Here is a 21,444-nt window from a genome sequence, read left to right on the forward strand (position 1 = left end):
ATTAAAAAGGGTATCCAATACCGATGTTGTAAATTAAATTATCTTTTCTCCATGCACTGCTGCCAAAGTCTATTTTATCTGTTACCCAGCGTTGTCCTTCAGGAAGATACGGCTTCCTAAGCGGCATTGCAACGTCTAACCTTACGATTAATATACTGGCATCAACCCGGAGTCCGAAGCCAGCGCCGACCGCGACCTCATCCAGTGCATTTTTGAAATCAAAGCCTGAACCGGGTCTTCCCTTAACAGCAGGGGTATTCGGACCGGCAGGAGTACCCTGGTCTTCTTTTCTCAGCCAGACATTTCCTGCATCTGCAAAGAATGCACCATGCAACACGCTGACGATCTTAAACCTCAGTTCTGTATTCAGCATGGCTTTAATATCACCACTCTGTTCTGTATAATTGTTGGTCTTCCCTTCAGGAAGGTCTTGTCTGAAATCGTATGATCCCGGACCCAGCGATCTGGCTGCAAATGCACGGATATCGTTACTTCCGCCGGCAAAGAACTGACGGACAAATGGGAGTGAGGTACTGTTGCCATAGGCATAACCATAGCCCAGGTTTAACCGGCTGGCCCAAATCACATTTTTGGTAATTTTATAATAATCCCGTATATCGGTTTCGATCCTTACGAACTGGTTGATCGGGATATTAAATATGGACTTCTTTCCTTCACTATTGTTTGAAGCAAAAAGCCCCCATACATTGCCGCCGGTCTCAAGACCCGCATTGAAATAGACGTTGTTTCTCCTGGATTCTTCCATTTGATTGGAATAGGTAAAACTGTAATTGCTTCCAATGATGAACTGTTTTTCAAGGTTCTGTTTTAACCCCGGATTCTGCTCATAAAGCTTGATCGTGTCTGTTTTAATTTTAGAAGTCACATAGTTCACAGAAATCGGATTAAAACTATGCTCCTTATAAATGCTTTCGTTCCAGTTATAGCCAAACTCTGTTTTAAATGAATTCAAATTGTACAATGAACCCCTGTTTAAAGATTGGTAAGATAATGAAGCAATGGTTTTAGGAATAAAGGCATTGGTGCTGTTAAAGCCTTTGAAAGGAGTAATGAACCTTGGGAAAGTCAGCTTTCCTTCAGCGGTAAAAGAATAGGAGTTTAATCCCCTGGAATTTCCGCCAACCTGGGTCTCAAAACCACCACTCACACTCACATCAAGTTGCTCTGCTCCCCTGAATAGGTTTCGCGTAGTCTGGGTCAGCTTGATTTCCGAACCTACAAAACTATTTGATTTGCTTGTACCGGTAACAGAAAATGAAAGCGAGTTTTTCTTAAGAGGTGTCAGGAATATGTTCAGGTTCAACTGGTTATTTCTAAAACTGTCGAGGGGAACAAATTCAGCCTTCACCGCTTGAAATGCACCTATGTTAACCATCCTGTTTAACGATTGGTTATGGTCCTTTCTGTTGTAAAATTCTCCTTTTTTAAAGAATACAAGACGATCAAATAAGCCTGGTTTAAACGTATGCCGCGGATCGTAAATGTTAAAGTCTTTATAGACTTCAGGAGTGCTGTGTCTCAGGAGACTATCCCTTCTCAAAGTATAATTGGGATAGATGTTAATGTTGTTGATGGTATAGGGTTTCAGACTCGCATCAGGTGCAATGTCTTTTACCTTAACCTTCACATCTACCTGGTTTTTACCAACGGTACTGTCTACCTGGAGGATTAAATAATCGGGACTAAAGTAGAAATATCCTCTTTCTTTAAGGTCATTGTCTATTCTGATCCGCTCATTTTTAAAGACATCAAGGTCGTAGCTATCACCTCTTTTTAACAAGGTATTTGCAGTATTTTCCTGTATGATGTTGGCAATCACTGTACTGTCTTTAGGCATCTTGATGTCGTTCATCTTATACCTGGCGCCGGTTATTGCAGTATAAACGGCACTTCCTTTTTTACCTTTCACTATCGTATCTCCGGTAACATCGGCCTGCAGGTAGCCCTGACTGATCAGGTAACTTTTCAATACTGCATTGTTATAAGGCAGTTTTACTTCGCTAAGCAATACGGGAGGTTCGCCAACTTTATTGCGCAGCCAGTTCCTCAGACCTTTAGGTTTTTTTGGTTCTCCGGCAAAATTATACATCCAGAGTTTGAATGGTATACCCAGTATTTTCTTATTTGGTGCAGGCCTGGTTTTACTCTCCAATGCCGCTTTCACATCTTTCTGATTGTCAATCTTAATAGATGAATCTGGATTGATGTTGATCCTCGCACCAGTGTATAAGATCTGTCCGGGCTTAAGCGATTTGGTAGTGCTGCAAGCCGACCAGACTGTACATGCCAGTATAAATATGCCGGTTTTAATTAGTAGTTTCATCTTTGGCCCTTTGTTCTTGTCTTAACCTTTTCTTTTTAGAGAATTTCTGGAATACCTCTCTGAATTTATTGTAATCTACCACCAGGGCAAAGCCCAGTCCGGTCTCTATGATTTGTCCTTCTATAATACCCTCGTTTTGGTTGCGTCTGTAAGCCCTCAGTCTGTATCTTCCATCGCTGGACAGCAAGTATTCTATATTTACATTACCCGCAATATTGGTTGCTTTTTCGCCCTGTTGCTGCGGACCTTCCAGTCCGAATGAACTGCCGACAGTTACAATCAGCCTGTCATTCAACAGCTTTTTAGACAAGCCGATTTCCAGATCCGTTTTTTGTTCCAGATGTCCGGTAGAATAATCTTCCGAAGAATTTACCCCAAAGTTGATATCAACCCCTTTGATCAGATCTGACGCAAGATTGTTCAGCTGTTCTGTGAGCAGCTTGCTTACGCTTGAGCGTGCAATGGAACTGATGCCACCACCGCCACCCGCCAGACTTTGGAAAGGATTATCTGCGATGAAACGTTCCAGCACAAGGAGTGCAAATACCTGTTTGTTTACTTCACTTTCATTGGTATTTACATTCTGCAGCTTGGTGTAGACCTGTCCGTTTAGCGCGCCCCTTTCATTTTCAGGGAGATCTATCTTGAATGTTATCTTCGGCTTCATCAACTCACCCGTCATCATCAGGTATACCTGGAAGGGAAGTTTGGTTTTGGCCTGTACATTATCAGGTTCGTTGATCAGGTCAATAGGGGCAGCGTTTACCTCATAAAGCGCAGTAAGGTTTACATTCGCTTCAGTAGGCTCACCGGTCCACACAATATTACTTCCCTGTTGCAGTTTAAACGCACGCTTCACCGGACCTACAGAAAGGTTATAGCTTCCGTCTGAGATTTCATACCTGCCTGTCAGACTGGTTTTTCCACTTGGATCCATGGTCGCAGTAAGCGTAGCCTGTCCTTTAACTTTCAGTGCGTCACCATTAGAAGGGTCAACAATCACATTTAACTCGGCACCGGGATCAATTTCAATTGTTGCACTCAGGTTGATGCCTTTTATTGGGGCTTTACTTATGGAATCGCTTACGCTAAGTGCCTTTTTACCATTAAATGGAGGTGCATCAAAATCTACAAACTGAACAATGCCTTCCTGGTCAATAATGGCAGGATCATCAGCCGGCATGGCAAAGAAAAACTTGGTTTTATCTTCCACCTTTACGTTCATGTCTATATCCGGCTGGTTCATGTCGCCCCGTACCTTAATGGTGCTGGTCAGGTAAACCGTTCCGTAAATCATTTCATTATCTTCTGCAGTAGAGTTTATTGCCCTGAAATTGTTAGTCCTGATGTCCATATTGAACTTGAAGTCCTGATAATTGGTAGTCAGGATGCCCCCTGTAATTACAGCCTTCTGATTCAGTGAATCGATAATGGTAAACCTGTTAAAGTTAACACCGCTTTCAGTAAAGCTGATGGTTTCATTAGGCATTCTGAAATAAGAATTTACATACGCCACTGTAAATGTAGCCTGGTTAAACTTGATGTCGCCAAGCACTTTAGGTGCATCCAGGGCACCTTTTACAGAAAGCTGTCCGCTTACAGTACCCGATCCTTTTTTGATCTGGCCCATGGATACACTTTCAATCGCCTTCAAGTCGATTTTATCAATATTGAGGGTGAGGTCGAGCGCACTTTGAGGGGCAGTATAGTAAAATCCATTTGCCCTTAGTTCATGTACCCCTGATAATGCAATATTGGTTTCATAGGCATTTTCTGTGTTATTGTTTACAGATACCCTCAACGTGCCCAGCATGTCTTTCTGATAGCGCAGTTGATCCACAGTAAGGTTGGCTTCAAACTTAGGTGTGCCTGCAAGATCTTTTGCATCCACCGTTCCGTTAATGATACCGCCAACCAATGCGCTGTCGGTTTCCGCAAATTTGGTCAGGGTCTCTATCCTGAAATCTTTAAATTCTACTTTCAGGGGAGAGTTAGGCGTAGTTTCTGTACTGTTTATACTGAGCAGTTGCCCTCCTTTGCTCAGGTTAAACTGGTTTGCAAAAATACCGGATTGCCCAAACTGGATATAGTTTTCCGGGGCAACTGCCCATTTTTCATAATTGAGGAGCAGTTTCTGAGGATCAAAACTAAACCTGAAGTCTTTATTGATAGACTTAAAATCTCCGCCCAGTACATATTTATCTTTTAACTTACTGTCCCTCAAATAAACATTGACACCAAGGTTGTTGTTTGCCGCCTCGCCGCTGATCTCTGTGTTGAAAAAGGAGAGAGAAGAACTCTGCAGGCTTTTTATGCCCAGCTTATAATTTAATTTCTGGTCATTGTTGTTCACATTGAGTCTTGTGCTGTCTACCCTGTAGCCGCCATATACCACCTGAGGGAATATTGCGTTCATCACCAGACTGTCCTTTTGCGTATCTATCAGACCATTCATCCTGGAAGGGGCGAAGGTTGTCAGCTCCGGAACAAAGTTCTTCAGGATCTTAGGGTTATAGAAATTCACAAAGAACCTAAAACGCTGATCTGGGATTTTAGTGACCTCCCCAAACTGATAATACTTGTTGATCTGATTGATTACGGCACTTCCTATATTGGTCAGCTGATATTTTCCATCTATTTTGGCCCTCAGGAATTCAGACCTTAGCGTTAGCAGGTTATGATCTGCACTGGCTTCAGAATGTACAAGTATGGTATCTACGTTAAACCTTTCTCCGCTTTTTACTACCTGCAGGCCATTTACAGAAATGTCACCATTCAGGTAATCGGGATCTGCAGTTTGGATGTCGGCCTTTACCAATCCGGCAAGCTTAAACTCAGTGGTGCTGAAATTCAGTTTTTGCAGGTCTACCTGTTTCAGGTCGAGATCGGCTTTTACCGAGGGGTATTTGCCCGCAATGTTTACAGCTGCAGTTAAGCCAAAGTTGATGTTGGTATCTGTCATACTGCTTTTCAGATTGAGCTTTTGCTTACTGTAGTTGCCGCTCAGCAACAGGTTTTTATAAGTGTATTTATTATAGTAAGCACTGATTACCTGGGCTTCTACCTGTGCAGCAGCAGTCTTGGCATCTAATCCCGTACCTTTTACCTTGGCTTTTGCGGTAATTCGTCCCATTTGAGCCTGCTGTTTTAAGAGCCTCCCCACATTAAAATTATTCAGATTGATGTCTGCGGTATACTGCTCTTTACCCTTCGCACCTTTCATGCTTGCCAGTAATCGGGCTGAACCCATATCTGTATTGATGTTGATGCCGGTATTGAAATTGGTCATAGACCCTTTGAACTTTCCATTGGCTACGATCACATTCGGTAGTTCAATATTTGAAGGCAATGATTCTTTAGGAATAACTACCAGCAAATCTTTTTTGGTCATTGCAAACTTCTTAATATTCAGGTCCAGGTATGCTTTTTCTACAACCGGTAATCCTTTGATGGTGCCGCTCACATCTATATTTGTGCTTTTCAGTCCGCTGATCTGCAACCTCGGAATAGACAGGTTATTCATATAACCGCTCATGTTCGCATTTACCTTGATCTTTTCATTGCGGTAAGCTGCAGGAATGGCATCACTGAAGTAAGTCCCGTCTTTGAGTCCTATCGTTGTATTCCTGACCACAACAGACATTTTCACGCGTTCTGGATGTTTGGTCAAGTCCTCCAGCGAAGTATAGCTCAGTGCCGTCGTATTTTCTATGGAAGTATTCGGGGTTTTCAGCAAAAAATTATTCACTTTGATGGCCTTGTCAGAATACAGTACATTTCCTTGCAGTTTATCCAGCTGGAAGCCACTTTTTTCTTTGAATGAACCACTTTTAACATTTACTTTGATTCCTTTGTCTGAATAAGCGAGTGTGTCTGCTACAAGTCCAAGATTGATAATCTTAATGTGGTTGAAATCCATTCCCTTTGAAGGCTTGGCTCCAATCACATCATATTGGATATTGTTCTCAGCCAGGCTCAGTGAACCTAGAACAAAAGACAGGGGCGCTGATTTTGCTGTCGTATCCGGGGCTTTGCCAGCTTTAGCCGTAGGCATTGGTTTCATCGCAAAAAGGATGTCCGATTTATTCAGTTTCGCATCTCCAATGTTGTATTTGCCATTGGTCACATCGGCCAGAATTTTGGTAAGCGATAGCTCATTCACAGCGACATTTGCCTTATTGGCTGATGAATTGAACGAGATCTTTGTGTCATTCAGCTTAGCATCTTCTACTTTGTAGTTGTTGTTGGTTAAGTCTACGATGAGCTGAGTAAGCGCCAGTTTATTCAGGTCCACATCAGCATTCATTCCCGAGACCTGATCGTCAAAACCAATTTTAATATTATTGAATGCAAAATCCTGTATCTCTACCAGCGGGAGTTTCCCCGATTCAGTTTTGGCTGTGTCGATGCTGTTTTCCAGGTGTGCCTGCAACTGTGTCAAAGGCTTTTGTTGCAAATACTTAACAGAAGTATTGCTCAATGAAAGATTCTTAATGACATAGTGCTGGTTATTCAGGTCGAAGTCTTTAATTTTGGCATTAAACTCACCAAGATTCAATCTCATGTCGTTGCCTGCGACATCATCGCGATAGTTGATGCCTATGTCCTTGAAATTTACCTTATCTATCGAAAACTTCAGCGTCGATGCAGTATCCTTCTCAACCTCTTCCTCCGGTTTTGTCTGCTCTGACATAAAAGCGTCTACTAAAAAGGAAAAATTGAATGTAGTATCCGGGTTGATACGGCTTACATTAGCCCGGATCTTTTCGAGCTCGATATTATTGATTTCAATCTTATTGCTCAGTAGCTTAAACAGGTTAATGTCTACCGCCAGTCTCTGTGCATACAGTAAAGTGTCTTTCTTTTGATCTTCGATATAGAACTTATTTAAAACCACATCTTTAGGGAAGGCAATTTTGATGCTTTCCAGACTTACTTCTGTATTGGTTTTGTTCTTTAAATAGCCGATTGCTTTGTCCTTAACGAAGTTTTGAACTGCGGGGATGTTTAAGGAAAGGGCAAGCAAAATCACCAGCATGATTACGCTGGCAATAATCCAAAGGATGATTTTAAGACTTTTGCGTATATATTTGTTCAACTGAAATAATTTGAAGGTTTTACAAATCAATAAATAACTAAAACCATGCCATCTGGGCTAAAAAAGAATTAGTTATCCGACAATTCTACAATCGAAATAATTAAATTGTTTAAATATATTGTTTTTTTAATCAACACAATTCCATCGTACTTTGTTGTCAAGACCCTGACATGGCTTTAATCGGGTCTGGAACTGGTTATAACCGCTCACATAAATAAGGAGACAAAAAGGAATTAACACGAACTATAACTGTTAAAAACTTCTATTCTTAAATTGCATTTCAACCCTTATATTTACAAAATCCAATCCTTTTTTGATGAGCGACGAAGTAGAAAACAACATAAACGAAGAAAATGCACATACCGTAATTCCTATCAACGGGCTTTACGAAAACTGGTTTCTCGATTATGCTTCTTATGTAATTCTGGATCGCGCCGTACCACACATCAATGATGGTTTAAAACCGGTTCAGCGACGCATCATGCACTCTCTGAAAGAGATGGATGACGGGCGTTTCAATAAGGCAGCAAACGTGATCGGTAATACCATGAAGTATCATCCTCATGGCGACGCTTCTATCGGTGATGCAATGGTCCAGATTGGTCAAAAAGATCTTTTGATTGATTGTCAGGGTAACTGGGGTGATCCTGTAACCGGAGACAGCGCAGCAGCACCACGTTATATCGAAGCGCGTTTGTCCAAGTTTGCCAATGATGTAGTTTTTAATCCTGATACCACCGCCTGGCAGTTGAGCTATGACGGAAGGAATAATGAACCGATTACTTTACCTGTTAAGTTTCCTTTGCTGCTCGCACAGGGAGCGGAGGGTATTGCGGTAGGCTTGGCCACGAAGGTTATGCCCCACAATTTCCTGGAATTAATTGATGCTTCCATTGAGGTTTTAAAAGGTACCCGTCCGAATATCCTTCCCGATTTCTTTACTGGAGGTATGGCCGATTTTTCTGCGTACAATGAAGGTATGCGGGGCGGCAAGATCAGGGTAAGGGCAAAAATCACGGAAAAGGATAAAAAGACATTGGTGATTACCGAAATACCGTTTAGTACGACGACCGGTTCGGTGATAGACAGTGTGTTGTCTGCGAATGACAAAGGCAAAATAAAAATCAAGAAAATAGAAGACAATACGGCTGCTAACGTGGAAATTGTGGTGCATCTTGCACCAGGCATTTCCCCTGACGTGACCATTGATGCATTGTATGCTTTCACTTCGTGTGAGGTCTCTATTTCTCCAAATACCTGTGTAATTAAGGGTGAAAAACCTCAGTTTTTGAGTGTGAATGACATCCTTATAGAAAATACACAGCATACCAAGGCACTGCTGAAACAGGAACTGGAAATTAAGCTTCATGAATTGCAGGAGAAAATCTTCTTTAGTTCGTTGCTGAAAATCTTCATTCAGGAAGGCATGTATAAAAAAGCAGAATATGAAAACTCTGCGAATTTTGATACAGTTGTTGAGGTCTTGAATATCTTGTTTGATCCTTTCAAGCCTGATCTTTACAGGGAAATTCTTCCTGAGGATTTTAAGAAGCTGATCGACAAACCGATGAGTAGCATTACCCGCTTTGATGTGAAGAAAGCGGATGACCATATGAAGGCATTGGCAGATGAGATCAAAGTGGTGAAAAACCATCTGCGTCACCTCACTGAATATGCCATCGCATGGTTTCAGAAACTAAGGGATAAATACGGAAAGGGAAGGGAACGTAAAACTGAAATCCGCCTTTTTGATAGGGTGGAGGCATCCAAGGTGGCGCTGGCGAATGTGAAATTGTACATGAACCGTGAAGATGGTTTTATTGGTACAGGGTTGCGTAAAGACGAATTCGTTGCTGATTGTTCTGATCTGGATGAAATCATTGTGTTCAGGGAAGATGGCAAATGTATCATCACCAAGGTGGCTGATAAAACCTTTGTCGGGAAAGGCGTTCTGCATGCACAGGTATTTAAGAAAGGCGACGAGCGTACGGTTTATAACATGATTTATAAAGATGGCTCTAGTGGTGTTTCTTATATCAAGCGTTTTGCAGTTGTGGGCGTGACCCGCGATAAGGAATATGACCTGACCAAAGGCAGCAAGGGTTCTAAGGTGCTTTATTTTACTGCCAATCCAAATGGTGAGGCTGAGATCGTTACGGTACAGCTGAAGCCGCATACCAAGCTTAAGAAACTTCAGTTTGATATTGATTATGCTGAAGTGACCATCAAAGGACGCGGATCGCAGGGTAATATCGTATCTAAATACCCGATAAAAAAAGTATTGCTGAAAAGTAAAGGTGTATCTACGCTTTCCGGATTGAAAATATGGTATGATGACCTGCTTAGAAGGTTGAATGTGGACGGACGTGGTAAGTATCTTGGTGAATTTGATGGAGATGACAAGATCCTTCAGGTACATAAAGAGGGTTGGTATGAACTCAGTACTTTTGAACTGAGCAACCACTTTGATGCAGACCTGGTGCTGATCCAGAAGTTTGATCCGGAAAAACCTTTTGCTGTAGTTCAGTATGAAGGTAAAGCAAAGAATTATTTCATCAAGCGTTTTGTATTTGAGTCTATCGCAGTGGGCAAGAAGTTTAGCCTGATCAGCGAAGAGAATGGTTCTAAGTTTCTTTATCTGACCAGTAACCCGGCTGCGGTGCTTACGGTAGATGTATTGAAAGGCAAAACGCAGATTCCGGAGACTTTGGAAATCGTATTGTCTGAATTTATAGATGTGAAGGGGATTAAGGCAAATGGCAACAGGCTTACCCAGCACGAGGTTAAAAATATATCCATATTGCACAATGAGGAGATAGAACTTGACGATGAACGCAAAGACGATCAGGTAGACCCTGCTTTGAGCAAGGATGCTGACGAAGAAGAAGTACCACTTCCTGAATCTGAGGAGACAGAGAAAGAAGATGCTCCGGAAGACGCGGTGGAAAGCGTTGAAGAGGAAATTGTGACCGAGATGGAGGATGCAGATCTGACTGTTGTGCAGCCTGAGGATGTTGAGGCTAAGACAAAACTTGCTGTGCCTGAAACTAAGTTAGAACCTGCTCCTAAGAAACGTGCTTTTATAGCGGAAAAACCACCTGTAGAGAAAAAGGATGAGCCAGTAGAGAAACCCGTTGAAGAGTTGAAAGAAGCACCTGTTGTGAAAGATGTGCCAGCAGCTAAAGAGCCGGCAAAAAAGACCTGGTCTACACCAAAAAAAGAAATTAAGCTGGAGATTACCAATCCGGGAGATCTGGAGATCGACGATAAAGGTCAGACGAAATTGTTTTAATAGAAAAAAGTACTGTCAAAAAGAGCTAATTATTCTTGCCGTCATCCTGAATTTATTTCAGGATCCCACAATAGAACGGCTACATAGCATATCCGGGATCCTGAAATAAATTCAGGATGACGTGCGTTTTAGACTGAAATAGTTGCCTTACTTCTGCCTGGCATCTCTCATTGGATTGCTTCCTGTGGAAGAACCCCTTGGTGCCTGTTGTTGTTTAAACAATTCAAATCTTGATGGCTGTGCTTTTCTTGGCCATGAGTTGTTGGACTCGTCGATATCTGCAGTTTCCCTGTAAGGATCTATTTGTACAGATGCTACTTCTTTATCTTTTGCAAATACCTTGGTTACCTTGTTTTCATTCTTTCTCCAGATATAAGCAGGGATCCTGTCGGTTTCCTTACTGCCGTCTTTGAATGTCCATTCTATGATGATCGGCATCACAAGGCCACCTTCATTTGAGAATTCCAGTTCATAAAAATTCTTTTTGCTTTCATATAACTTTTTCTCATCAGCAGAGAGCGAGTTATAATAAGATTTAAACTGCTCATCAGCAGATTTGCTCACTTCAAAACGGTCGAACTTGTTGTAGAAATCAAGAAGACTGGTATCCTGCTCCACTGCAAATTTAATACCCGCTGCTTTATTGCGCTCACGACCTATGTATTTGGTGTCTTTATCGTAAGCCTTTTTGTCTTCAGCATTTTCCAACGCTTGTTTCATGCTGTTCATTCGGTAATAACGCACATCATTTAAAGAGATATCAACAGGGTCAGTGCTGAAGAACCAACCCCTCCAAAACCAGTCGAGGTCTACAGCAGATGCATCTTCCATGGTGCGGAACAGATCGGCAGGAGTAGGATGCTTAAACGCCCAGCGTTTTGCGTATTCTTTAAAAGCATAGTCGAATAGCTCACGTCCCATTACTGTTTCCCTTAAAATATTCAGGGCGGTGGCAGGTTTTGCATAGGCATTCGGACCGAAGTTGATGATGTTCTCAGAGTTGGTCATGATAGGTTCCAACTGGTCCTTAGGCATTTTCATGTAATCCACGATCTTGTGTGCCGGGCCTCTTTGTGAAGGGTAATTGTTGTCCCATTCCTGTTCAGCCAAAAACTGGCAGAATGTATTTAGTCCTTCATCCATCCAGCTCCATTGTCTTTCGTCAGAGTTGACGATCATCGGAAAGAAGTTATGGCCTACCTCGTGGATGATTACACCGATCATGCCATATTTAATGGCTTCGGTATAAGTACCGTCTTTTTCTGCCCTGCCATAATTGAAACAGATCATCGGGTATTCCATGCCATTTGCTGCTTCAACAGAAATGGCTACCGGATAAGGATACGGAATGGTGTGTTTGGAATATACTTTTAGTGTATGGGCAACAACCTTAGTCGAATATTTATTGTATAAAGGATAGGCCTCAGGTCCATAGTAAGACATGGCCATGATCTTTTTTCCATCTATATAAGTGGCCATGGCATCCCATACCAACCGGCGTGAAGATACCCACGCAAAGTCCCTTACGTTTTCTGCGACATAAGTCCATGTTTTCTTAGCGGAAGATTTTTTAGATAAACCCGATTTGATTTCGCTAAGGTTGACAATTTCTACAGGCACTTTAGCAGATTGTGCTTCATTCCATCTTTTCATGCTGGCGGTGCTAAGTACCTGGCTATAATTCTGGCATTCTCCGGTACCACCTACAACATGATCAGCCGGAACAGTCATGTTCACTTTGTAGTTTCCAAAAGCAAGTGCAAATTCGCCTCTGCCTTCAAACTGTTTGTTTTGCCAGCCCTGAAAATCAGAATATACAGCCATGCGAGGAAACCATTGTGTCATGGTGAATAAGTAATTATCATCCTCAGCAAAATATTCGTATCCGCCTCTTCCGCCTACAGTCATGCGGTCAGGGATGTTATAGTTCCATGAGATCTTGATTTTGTATTTTCCTTTGGGCATTAGTGTAACAGGGAGGTCTATGCGCATCATGGTATTATTGATCACATAAGGAATGGACTTGCCGTTCTCATCAGTAATTTTGATGATGTTTATACCAAGATTGTTCTCGCTTCTGATAATACCATCCAAATCCTTATAGCTCATTTTATCCGTCATTTTACTGGTTTCGGTAAGCTTATTGTCGCTGGTTGCTTTGTGCTGGTTTTCATCCAGTTGTACCCACAAATAACTCAATGGATCAGGGGAGTTGTTGTAATAAGTGATGGTTTCTGAGCCGGTAAGCTTCAAGTTTTTTTCATCCAGCTCTGCATTGATGTCATAATCTGCTCTTTGCTGCCAGTATGCAGGTCCTGGAGCGCCTGATGCCGAACGATAAGAGTTTGGATCGGATAAAATGGTTCCCAGCTGTTCAAATTTATTTCCGTGATTGGAACCCGGATTGTTTAGTAATTGCGCAAAGCCTGAAGCACTAAGCACCATCGCTGCAAACAGAAGTAAAGCTTTCTTCATGATGTAAATTAAAAAATTGCTGGCAGCCGTTCTGCGGCCATGATAAACGAGATACCAAATATAGCCGATGAAAGGAAGAAATTCCAGTCCCATCGCTTAATTTTTACAAACCAGATGAGTACAAAAGAAATGATCAGCACGCCGGTTACGATAATTACCTGTCCAAATTCCAGTCCCAGATTAAATGCCAGAAGCTCAGATACAATGCTGGTGCTTTTGCCGAGCAGGCTTTTGAGGTAGTTGGAAAAGCCCATGCCGTGGATGAGACCAAAACATAGTGCTAAAGTGTATTTAAGCCTGATGTTTTTTGGCTGTTTTTTTTTGCCAAGGATATTGGAGCTTGCCGTGATCAGGATGGTTACTGGTATCAGAAATTCTATGAGTGCAGTATTGATGCTTACTACATTTAAAACACTAAGGGCAAGCGTAATGCTGTGACCTATGGTGAAGGCTGTTACCAAAATCAGCACGTTCTTCCAGTCGGCCATTGTATAGATGCCACATAGTGCGAGTAAAAAGATGATGTGATCATAACCTTGCCAGTCTAGAATATGGTGCCAGCCGAGATTAAAATAGAGACTAAAATCTTGCATTGGTGTTTAATTCATATTTTTGATTCGAATTTCAAGCAATATCTTAATTTACATCGAAAAAAGTCAATTATGTTCCAGTTCATTTTGTTCTTTTGTTTAAACCTCTTCCATCCATTCTATGTCAGCGTTACTGAAATAGAGCAAAATGTGAAAACAAAAACGGTACAGGTGAGCGTACGTGTTTTCTTTGATGATTTTGAAAAGGCATTGGATAAACGTTATAAGACGAGGGTCAATATTCTAAAACCCAGGGATCGCAAGCAGCTTGATTTGCTGATTTCAGCATATCTGACAGATCACTTGAAGATTAAAGCAAATGGTAAAGCTGTTATTTTAAAATATCAGGGCTATGAAATACAGGAAGATGCTGCCTGGTGTTATTTTGAAACAGTGCCACTAGCTCCAGTACAAACGATAAGTGTACAAAATGATATTCTCTATGAGCAACATGAAACGCAGATCAATATGATTCATGCCATTGTAGGAGGGAAGAGGAAGAGTACTAAATTAGATAATCCGAACAGCAAGGTTGATTTTTCATTTTGAGATGTAAAATGAGAGATCTCTTGTTTATTATAGTTCAAGAGATCTCTCGTTTCACTCGAGATGATGGCGGGCTTAGATGTCCGCAGGTCATTAAACAGTAAGTTACTGGTACTGAATATAAATCGGTGCTGGTTTTAATTTCAACAACTCTTCCGGTGTCATTAAGCGGTTAGGTGCTTTCTTCAAATCATTTTTAAAGAACAATTTAAATCCGGTAAACTGTACAGGTTCAGAATAAATGAAGTGACGGTATGTTCCGATCTTCAGATCAGGCTCACCCCATCCATCCATGTGCATTACTATCTGAACTTCCGGACGCAATTTTATGTTTTGAGAATTGGTTACCATTTTTCTGGTAAATCTGTGTACTACAAATACTTTTGGAGGCAGGTTGTATTTTTTAACCATATCTGCAAGGTATTGGGACACATAGTTGATGTCTGCAGCATCATAAGTGCCTATTTTTTTACCAGGTAGCGAACCGTCTTTCATAGAAAATTCGGGGTCTATCCCCAGATGTACATACGGTAACTGCAAATACTTTTCAATGTGTGGCAATTCTGCTTTGATATTACTCAGTGCTACCTGTAAGTCTAAAAATACAATTGTATTTGGCTGCATTTTCGCAATCTTTAATACAGAATCAATTTGGCTGTTGGCCATTCTGTTGATGTATTTTCCATCTTTTCCCGGAGTGCCGCTGGCTACTGCTGCAATGTAATGTACTCCAGCCTGAACAGGGGTGGAAGGGTCTGCTTTTTCCCATCTTTTTATCTCAGAGTTCAGTCTTCTCCACATCTCCTTAGGTGCATATTCTCCAAGTGCGCCCATTTTTTTAGAATGAAGATTGCCATAAAAAACTACAATACGTTTGAAAGGAAGAATCGCACCCGCAAGTGGATAAGGTTGTTTTTTTACCGGCCATTTTCCGGTGGTATCTCCGTTTGCATTTTTCTTAATCAATGCATTGTATTTGGCGGTATCAATGGGTTCTCGTGCAATTTCATTTTCGCCTTCTGTTTCAGTTAAGGTCGAGTCGCCTCCTGCTGCCGTTTTAGTAGTTTTTCCGTTTGTCTTTTTAGCTTCTGAAGAGCAACTGGTAAAAATACCGAATGATGCAGCTCCAACTAAAAGCATCCCTGCTAGGTGAGATAGTTTCATTTTATTATTGTGTTTTTTATGGTAAGATATTAAAGTATTAGTTGTTGACCTGATAATTTTAAAATCATACAAGTATACCATTCTTAGAACGAATTAAAAATTAGTCAGCAACGATATATTAAAATATTTATTCAAGTTGTTTGGAATTATTCTAAATAACTTACTATACTTGCAGAGTTATTTGAAATGATTCTAAATAATTCCTTTGACCGTGGACATGGTAAGGATGATAAAGATAAATTTGGTTGGTTTAAGTTGATAGGAATGCTTCCGGAGCCCTTCCGGAAGCTCCTTTTTAAATCGCTTGAAAGAAACTTAGTTCAGTAAGGTGTTACTGGGTTTAGGTGTGTTTGAGAGCGTCGGATTAGGTCCCCGACGCTTTATTTTTTTATTTAAACTTGTTGAATTTGCCAAATACACCCAGCGGGAGTTTAGTCCCCGAAGTTGCCTGCAGGTATAGTTCTCCAGTTTCCAGGTTTTTTACCTGAGGGAAAGATGTTTTAATCAGGTTTTCTACAATTACAGAAGAAAATCCCAATGAATAAGTGTTTAAGATCAGGAAGTGTTCCTCTTCATCAAGTAATTGCACGACATCGTGCATCATTTCCTGTATATGATCTTCCAGTTTCCATTTTTCGCCATTAGGGCCATGTCCAAAAGCAGGAGGATCGAGGATAATCCCGTTGTATTTTTTGCCTCTTTTCAGCTCTCTTTTAACGAATTTTAAGGCATCTTCCACTACCCAGCGCACATCCTTCAATTTAGAAAGCTCCTGGTTTTCGTTAGCCCAGTTGACCACTTGTTTGATCGAGTCTACGTGAGTAGTATCTGCTCCGGCGGCCTTGGCAATTAATGACGCGGCGCCTGTATAGGCAAATAAGTTAAGGACTTTAGGGCTTGGCGTTTTGAATTTGCGGATACATGAAGATATATAATCCCAATTTACCGCTTGTTCCGGAAACACACCTACATGCTTGAAAGAAGTGAGTCCCAGACGAAGATTGATGGTTACATCATCATTTTTATATTCCACGTTCCACCTGTCCGGCAGGTGTGCTGAGTTTTTAATCCACTCACCGGAAGTGGCAGAACGTCCTTTAAAGCGAATGTGTGTCGCTTTTTTCCATTCTTGCTCAGATAGTGTTTTTTTCCACACCGCCTGAGGCTCTGGTCTGGATAATACTAGATTTCCAAAGCGTTCTAATTTTTCAAAATCACCACAATCAAGCAACTCATAGTCTTTCCAGTGCGTGGGGGTAAGCAGGCTTATCATAAAATAAAATATATTAAAATTTGCCTTTAGCTGCTTTCATAAAGCGGCTTGCAAAGACAAAATCGTTTAGTTCCTGAATTTCAGTATGTGCAATTTCTTTGTTAGAACCTTCCCAGAATTTCTTTCCTTCATGAAGAAAAAGGATATAATCCCCGATGCCCATTACTGAGTTCATGTCATGTGTTACGACAATAGTGGTGGTATTGTACTCTTCGGTCAGCTCTTTAATCAATTCATCAATTACGATGGAAGTCTTAGGGTCCAGACCTGAATTTGGCTCATCTACAAATAGGTATTTTGGATTCATGGCAATTGCACGTGCAATTCCTACACGTTTTTTCATTCCTCCTGATAGTTCAGCAGGGAAGAGTTTATTTTTGCCTTCCAGGTTTACACGTTCCAGACAGAAGTTTACACGTTCCAGTTTTTCCTTGCGGGATTGTTCGGTAAACATGTTCAAAGGAAACATGATGTTTTCTTCCACAGTCATGGAATCAAAGAGGGCAGAACCTTGAAAAAGCATACCGATCTCTTTCCTGATCTCGATCTTTTCTTCGAAATTCATGGTCGTAAACTCGCGTCCGTCGTATTCTACGCTCCCTTGTTCAGGGTGATGTAGTCCGATCATACATTTCAGCAAAGTAGTTTTACCGGAACCTGAGCCTCCGATAATCAAATTGGTTACCCCGGCTTCAAACTTGCCAGAGATTCCTTTTAGTACTTCATTGTCGCCAAACGACTTGTAGATGTCTTTGATCTCGATCATAGTAATAACTGGGTTACGATATAGTCACAGGCAAGAATAGAAATACAGCTCACCACAACAGCACGTGTACTGGCCTGTGCTACCTCCAATGCCCCGCCCTTAACGTAAAAACCTTCGTAAGCAGGTACAGAAGTAATGATAAAGCCAAACACAAATGCTTTCACCAGGGCCACAACAATTGTGTAAGGATTGAAATCTGTAGTAATTCCCTGAATGTATTCAGCCGGAGAAACTGCACCGGATAACGTTCCGCCCAGGTATCCTCCGCCGATGCTTAAGAACATAGACATGATCACCAATAGCGGGACCATAGTAATACCTGCAAGTATTTTTGGGAGAATTAAATAACCCGGGGAATTGATCCCCATGATTTCCAGCGCATCAATCTGCTCACTTACACGCATGGTGCCGATTTCAGAAGAAATGGCTGAGCCAATTTTTCCTGCGAGTACAATAGCAGTAATCGTAGGACTTAACTCCAGGATGCTTGAATCTCTGTTTACCGAGCCAATGATCGTTTTTGGAATAAAATCACTGACCAGCTGGAAGGCAATCTGTAACGTCATTACAGCGCCAATAAAGGTAGAGATGATCGCGATCAGTCCCAAAGAACCCACGCCGATAAAGTCCATTTGTTTAAAAATGGCCTTTAGATATATCTTAAATTTTTCAGGTCTTCTAAATACCGCTTTTAATAAGAGAAGATACTTTCCAAAATTGGTGAAATTCATTCAGTAAAAAATTAGCTATAGTATTTGTGCAATATTATTACAAAGAAACAATTTTCTAACAACTTCTTGGCCACAAAGTTTTCTATGCGTGTCTTTTTGTATAATTGCGACAAATAAGAAACTTAATTATGAATGCGATCGTTACAGGTGCTACCCGTGGGATAGGAAAAGCTATAGCGGTAAAGCTGGCAGAAACAGGATATAATCTTGCACTGTGCTCCAGGAATGTAGACGAACTCGAACAAGTGGCACAGGACCTTAAACATACGAATGCAAGGATATTTACTCATCGCGCAGATTGCAGCATCAAAACTGAGGTCTATGATTTTTGTAATGCTGTTCAGCAGGAGTTTGAAAGCATCGATGTTTTGGTCAATAATGCCGGTATATATTTACCCGGTCTGCTGCTGGATGAGGCTGATGATCAGTTTGAAAAGCAGATTAATCTGAACCTCAATGCAGTTTATTACCTGTCCAAATTTTTCGGGAAAATGATGCGGGAGCAACAGAAAGGGCATATTTTCAACATATGTTCTATTGCGAGTAAACAAATAGTTGAAAATGCAGGTAGCTATAGTGTAACTAAAGCGGCGTTGCTTAGTCTTAATCATGTATTTAGGGAAGAGTTATCGAAATACAACGTTAAGGTAACTGCAATTTTGCCTGGATCTACATTAACTTCATCCTGGGAAGGAACAGCAATCCCGCATGAACGTTTTGTACAGCCTGATGATATTGCGAAAACCATACATACTATCTTAAATTTAAGTAGTGGTGTGAATGTTGATGAGGTGACGATAAAACCCTTACAATTTTAAACAAAGGAGGACATATATTATGGACAAGAGATTATTTAGGAATGAGCATGAGAAAGTGATTGCTGGGGTATCTTCAGGGATTGCAGAATACATGGAGGTGGATGTAACGATAATCAGGTTACTGTTCGTGCTCTCCACCATTTTTTTAGTGGGTACAGGAATATTGGTTTACCTGATCATGTGGATTGTGGTGCCGGTAAATAATGACCCGACAAGGAGGTTTTCAAGGTTTAACGATTTTTATCAGGGACAGCAAAATAATCCGTTTTCCAACCCCAATCCGTTTTCACAGCCTTCAGGCAATCCTGGAAGTACGGGTACTGGTCAGGGATGGACATCGTCGACTGTAAATGACGGTGGTTTTAAAGCTGCACCAAAACCGGAAGACTTTCAGCCTTTTAAGAAGAATAATGAAACCGGACGTACGGTAGGGGGAATGTTCCTGCTGGTAATTGGTATCTATTTCCTGATGAATGAATTCAACTTCATTCCATTCTGGTTTAGCTTGGGTAAATTATGGCCCCTGGTATTTGTTGCCATAGGCGTGAGTTTTATTCTGAAGGCCAATAAGAAAAATGCATGGGAGCAATGGAAGAGACAGCAGGAGCAAGATATGTATGCAGATATACGTAGTCGTGATACCAATCCCGTAACTCCTTCGGAACAGCCGACAGATACTCCAGTAGCGGAGGCTCCTGTAACTGACACTCCGGTAGCTGACGTTCCTAATGAAGAACCGCGTCAGGAAGGACCAAAAATAGACGATAGATTCACTAAAAGAGACATATAATATGAAACTGGATAGAATAATGTGGGGTATTGTACTGCTTTTTATAGGTGGCGTACTTCTTTTAGAAAACTTTCATTTCATCGAATTTTACTGGGGTAGTGTTTGGCGGTTCTGGCCAATCTTTCTAATCATTGCAGGAGTAAATATCTTGTTCAATAAAAATAAATCACAGATTGGCGGGATAGTATCTCTGGGAATACTCATTATAACACTTATACTGCTCTTCTTTAAAGGGCAGCGTCCGCCGGCTGACAATAGAATCGTTGACCGTGTAGAAAGTGAAATGAACATCGACCGCGGAGACTATGAGGACCTGACTTTCTCTCATCCTTATGACGATTCCACAGCGGTAAAAACAGTATTGAATATTTCAGGTGGAGGAACATCTTTTAAACTTCAGGGCTCAACGGATAGCCTGATTGAGGCAAGAGTCCAGAATAAAGCCGGTAAGTTTTCTTTGGAAACGATGAAACAGGATAGTGTGACCTCTATCTTTTTCAAGATGAAGGGTAAAAGTGAATGGAACATGGGTGACGGTGGGAACGATGTAGATTTTGATCTGAATACCAATCCTAACTGGGAAATTAATATGAATATGGGCGCCGGTGAGGTTGATTTTGACCTTTCAGGCTATAAAGTAAGGACCTTTAATTTTGATGGCGGGGCAGCTGCTCTGGACATTAAGTTTGGAGATTTGTTGCCGATAACAGACATCAATGTGAAAACTGGTGTGGCCGATGTGAAACTGAATATTCCGGAGGGCTCAGGCTGCAGGATAAAGACCAAGACAGGTTTGTCATCGAAAGATTTTACAGGTTTTACCAAACTGGATAATGGTACTTATGAAACCCCCAATTACAAAGCGTCGACTAAAAAGATTTTTATCAATTTAGATGGCGGATTGAGTAACTTTGAGGTTCAGAGGTATCAGCAATAAATGGATGATCAACATATTCAATATACAGTTGTTATAGATGGTAAACCGCAGGGGCCGTACCAATTAGAACAATTAAAAACACTAGGCATTCATACTGGTACTTTTATCAGAATACCAGGAATGGACGATTATAAAGAAGCTCACGAATTCCCAGAATTGCGTGAGCTTCTTGGTTTTACCTATCAAAAGACCGCTCCACAATATTTTGCTTCCTTTGACCAGCGCTTACTTGCATCTGCCATAGATTATTTCCTGCTGACCTTAGGGTATATACTTCTGGTTCTTTTAGGTTTTGTTTTTGTAGAAGATAAGGCCGCGCGTATGGCGATGGCTTTTGGAGGGTTACCTTTAGTGCCTATGGCTAAATTTATCTACAGCAGTATGGCCGAGGCTTCTTCGCAACAGGCTACAATAGGTAAAAAGCTGTTGAACATCAAAGTAACTGATCTGGGAGGCAATCAAATTTCAGTGGCCAATTCATTTGGACGGAATCTTGCAAAGATCATTTCTACAGCACCTTTTTTCTTTGGCTACCTTTACAGTTTCCTCAATAAAAAGCAGCAGTGTTTTCACGACATGATCGCGGATACCCTGGTCGTAAAAGACAGGTTGATCTAGCG

Annotated in this window: 14 protein-coding genes; 6 read left to right on the forward strand and 8 right to left on the reverse strand. The window is 41.2% G+C overall.

From position 1 onward, the window contains the following. Position 1: 1 nt before the first annotated feature. Together R2Q78_RS11390 and R2Q78_RS11395 are read right to left on the reverse strand one after the other, a co-directional pair. Positions 2 to 2,344 carry a BamA/TamA family outer membrane protein gene (locus tag R2Q78_RS11390; protein ID WP_316791936.1) on the reverse strand — a complete coding sequence of 781 codons (2,343 nt, stop codon included), beginning with the start codon at positions 2,342 to 2,344 and terminating at the stop codon, positions 2 to 4. Further along, on the reverse strand, positions 2,328 to 7,442 hold the full coding sequence (locus tag R2Q78_RS11395) for a translocation/assembly module TamB domain-containing protein (protein ID WP_316791938.1): 5,115 nt from the start codon (positions 7,440 to 7,442) through the stop codon (positions 2,328 to 2,330). The genes R2Q78_RS11390 and R2Q78_RS11395 overlap by 17 nt, the downstream gene beginning before the upstream one ends. A gap of 316 nt (positions 7,443 to 7,758) precedes the next feature. On the opposite strand from R2Q78_RS11395, the gene R2Q78_RS11400 reads away from it, so the two are divergent. Further along, complete coding sequence (locus R2Q78_RS11400) at positions 7,759 to 10,734, forward strand: DNA gyrase/topoisomerase IV subunit A (RefSeq protein WP_316791939.1); 2,976 nt, start codon at positions 7,759 to 7,761, stop codon at positions 10,732 to 10,734. Between the two features lie 147 nt (positions 10,735 to 10,881). Here R2Q78_RS11400 and R2Q78_RS11405 read toward each other — a convergent pair whose 3' ends face one another. Both R2Q78_RS11405 and R2Q78_RS11410 read right to left on the reverse strand, forming a co-directional pair. Beyond that, a complete protein-coding gene (locus R2Q78_RS11405) occupies positions 10,882 to 13,209 on the reverse strand; it encodes a M1 family metallopeptidase (protein WP_316791940.1) in 2,328 nt (775 codons plus the stop codon). 8 nt (positions 13,210 to 13,217) lie between these two features. Continuing rightward, a complete protein-coding gene (locus R2Q78_RS11410) occupies positions 13,218 to 13,802 on the reverse strand; it encodes a HupE/UreJ family protein (RefSeq protein ID WP_316791941.1) in 585 nt (194 codons plus the stop codon). A gap of 69 nt (positions 13,803 to 13,871) precedes the next feature. Here R2Q78_RS11410 and R2Q78_RS11415 point away from each other — a divergent pair, with 69 nt between their 5' ends. After that, complete coding sequence (locus R2Q78_RS11415) at positions 13,872 to 14,348, forward strand: DUF6702 family protein (RefSeq protein WP_316791943.1); 477 nt, start codon at positions 13,872 to 13,874, stop codon at positions 14,346 to 14,348. A gap of 102 nt (positions 14,349 to 14,450) precedes the next feature. Here R2Q78_RS11415 and R2Q78_RS11420 read toward each other — a convergent pair whose 3' ends face one another. The 4 genes from R2Q78_RS11420 to R2Q78_RS11435 all read right to left on the reverse strand — a co-directional run bounded on the left by R2Q78_RS11420 (position 14,451) and on the right by R2Q78_RS11435 (position 18,279). Continuing rightward, positions 14,451 to 15,509, reverse strand: coding sequence for a hypothetical protein (locus R2Q78_RS11420; protein WP_316791945.1), 1,059 nt, complete (start codon positions 15,507 to 15,509; stop codon positions 14,451 to 14,453). Positions 15,510 to 15,897: 388 nt separating this feature from the next. Next, on the reverse strand, positions 15,898 to 16,782 hold the full coding sequence (locus R2Q78_RS11425) for a class I SAM-dependent methyltransferase (RefSeq protein ID WP_316791947.1): 885 nt from the start codon (positions 16,780 to 16,782) through the stop codon (positions 15,898 to 15,900). A gap of 13 nt (positions 16,783 to 16,795) precedes the next feature. After that, positions 16,796 to 17,548: an ABC transporter ATP-binding protein gene (locus R2Q78_RS11430; RefSeq protein ID WP_316791949.1), complete on the reverse strand. Its 753-nt coding sequence runs from the start codon at positions 17,546 to 17,548 to the stop codon at positions 16,796 to 16,798. Further along, complete coding sequence (locus tag R2Q78_RS11435) at positions 17,545 to 18,279, reverse strand: ABC transporter permease (protein ID WP_316791952.1); 735 nt, start codon at positions 18,277 to 18,279, stop codon at positions 17,545 to 17,547. Before R2Q78_RS11435 ends, R2Q78_RS11430 begins: the two co-directional genes overlap by 4 nt. 128 nt (positions 18,280 to 18,407) lie before the next feature. On the opposite strand from R2Q78_RS11435, the gene R2Q78_RS11440 reads away from it, so the two are divergent. The 4 genes from R2Q78_RS11440 to R2Q78_RS11455 are packed head-to-tail and all read left to right on the forward strand — an operon-like array spanning position 18,408 to position 21,442. After that, entirely contained in the window at positions 18,408 to 19,097 is a 690-nt protein-coding gene (locus R2Q78_RS11440) for an SDR family oxidoreductase (protein WP_316791954.1), read from the forward strand. A 19-nt stretch (positions 19,098 to 19,116) separates the two neighbouring features. Then, complete coding sequence (locus R2Q78_RS11445) at positions 19,117 to 19,887, forward strand: PspC domain-containing protein (protein ID WP_316791955.1); 771 nt, start codon at positions 19,117 to 19,119, stop codon at positions 19,885 to 19,887. A gap of 1 nt (position 19,888) precedes the next feature. Beyond that, entirely contained in the window at positions 19,889 to 20,824 is a 936-nt protein-coding gene (locus R2Q78_RS11450; protein ID WP_316791957.1) for a LiaF transmembrane domain-containing protein, read from the forward strand. Beyond that, positions 20,825 to 21,442 (forward strand): RDD family protein, encoded by a 618-nt coding sequence (locus R2Q78_RS11455; RefSeq protein WP_316791958.1) that lies wholly within the window; start codon positions 20,825 to 20,827, stop codon positions 21,440 to 21,442. Positions 21,443 to 21,444: the final 2 nt, after the last annotated feature.

The sequence above is a fragment of the Pedobacter frigoris genome (genome assembly GCF_032678645.1).
In the GTDB taxonomy this organism is placed as follows: domain Bacteria; phylum Bacteroidota; class Bacteroidia; order Sphingobacteriales; family Sphingobacteriaceae; genus Pedobacter; species Pedobacter frigoris_A.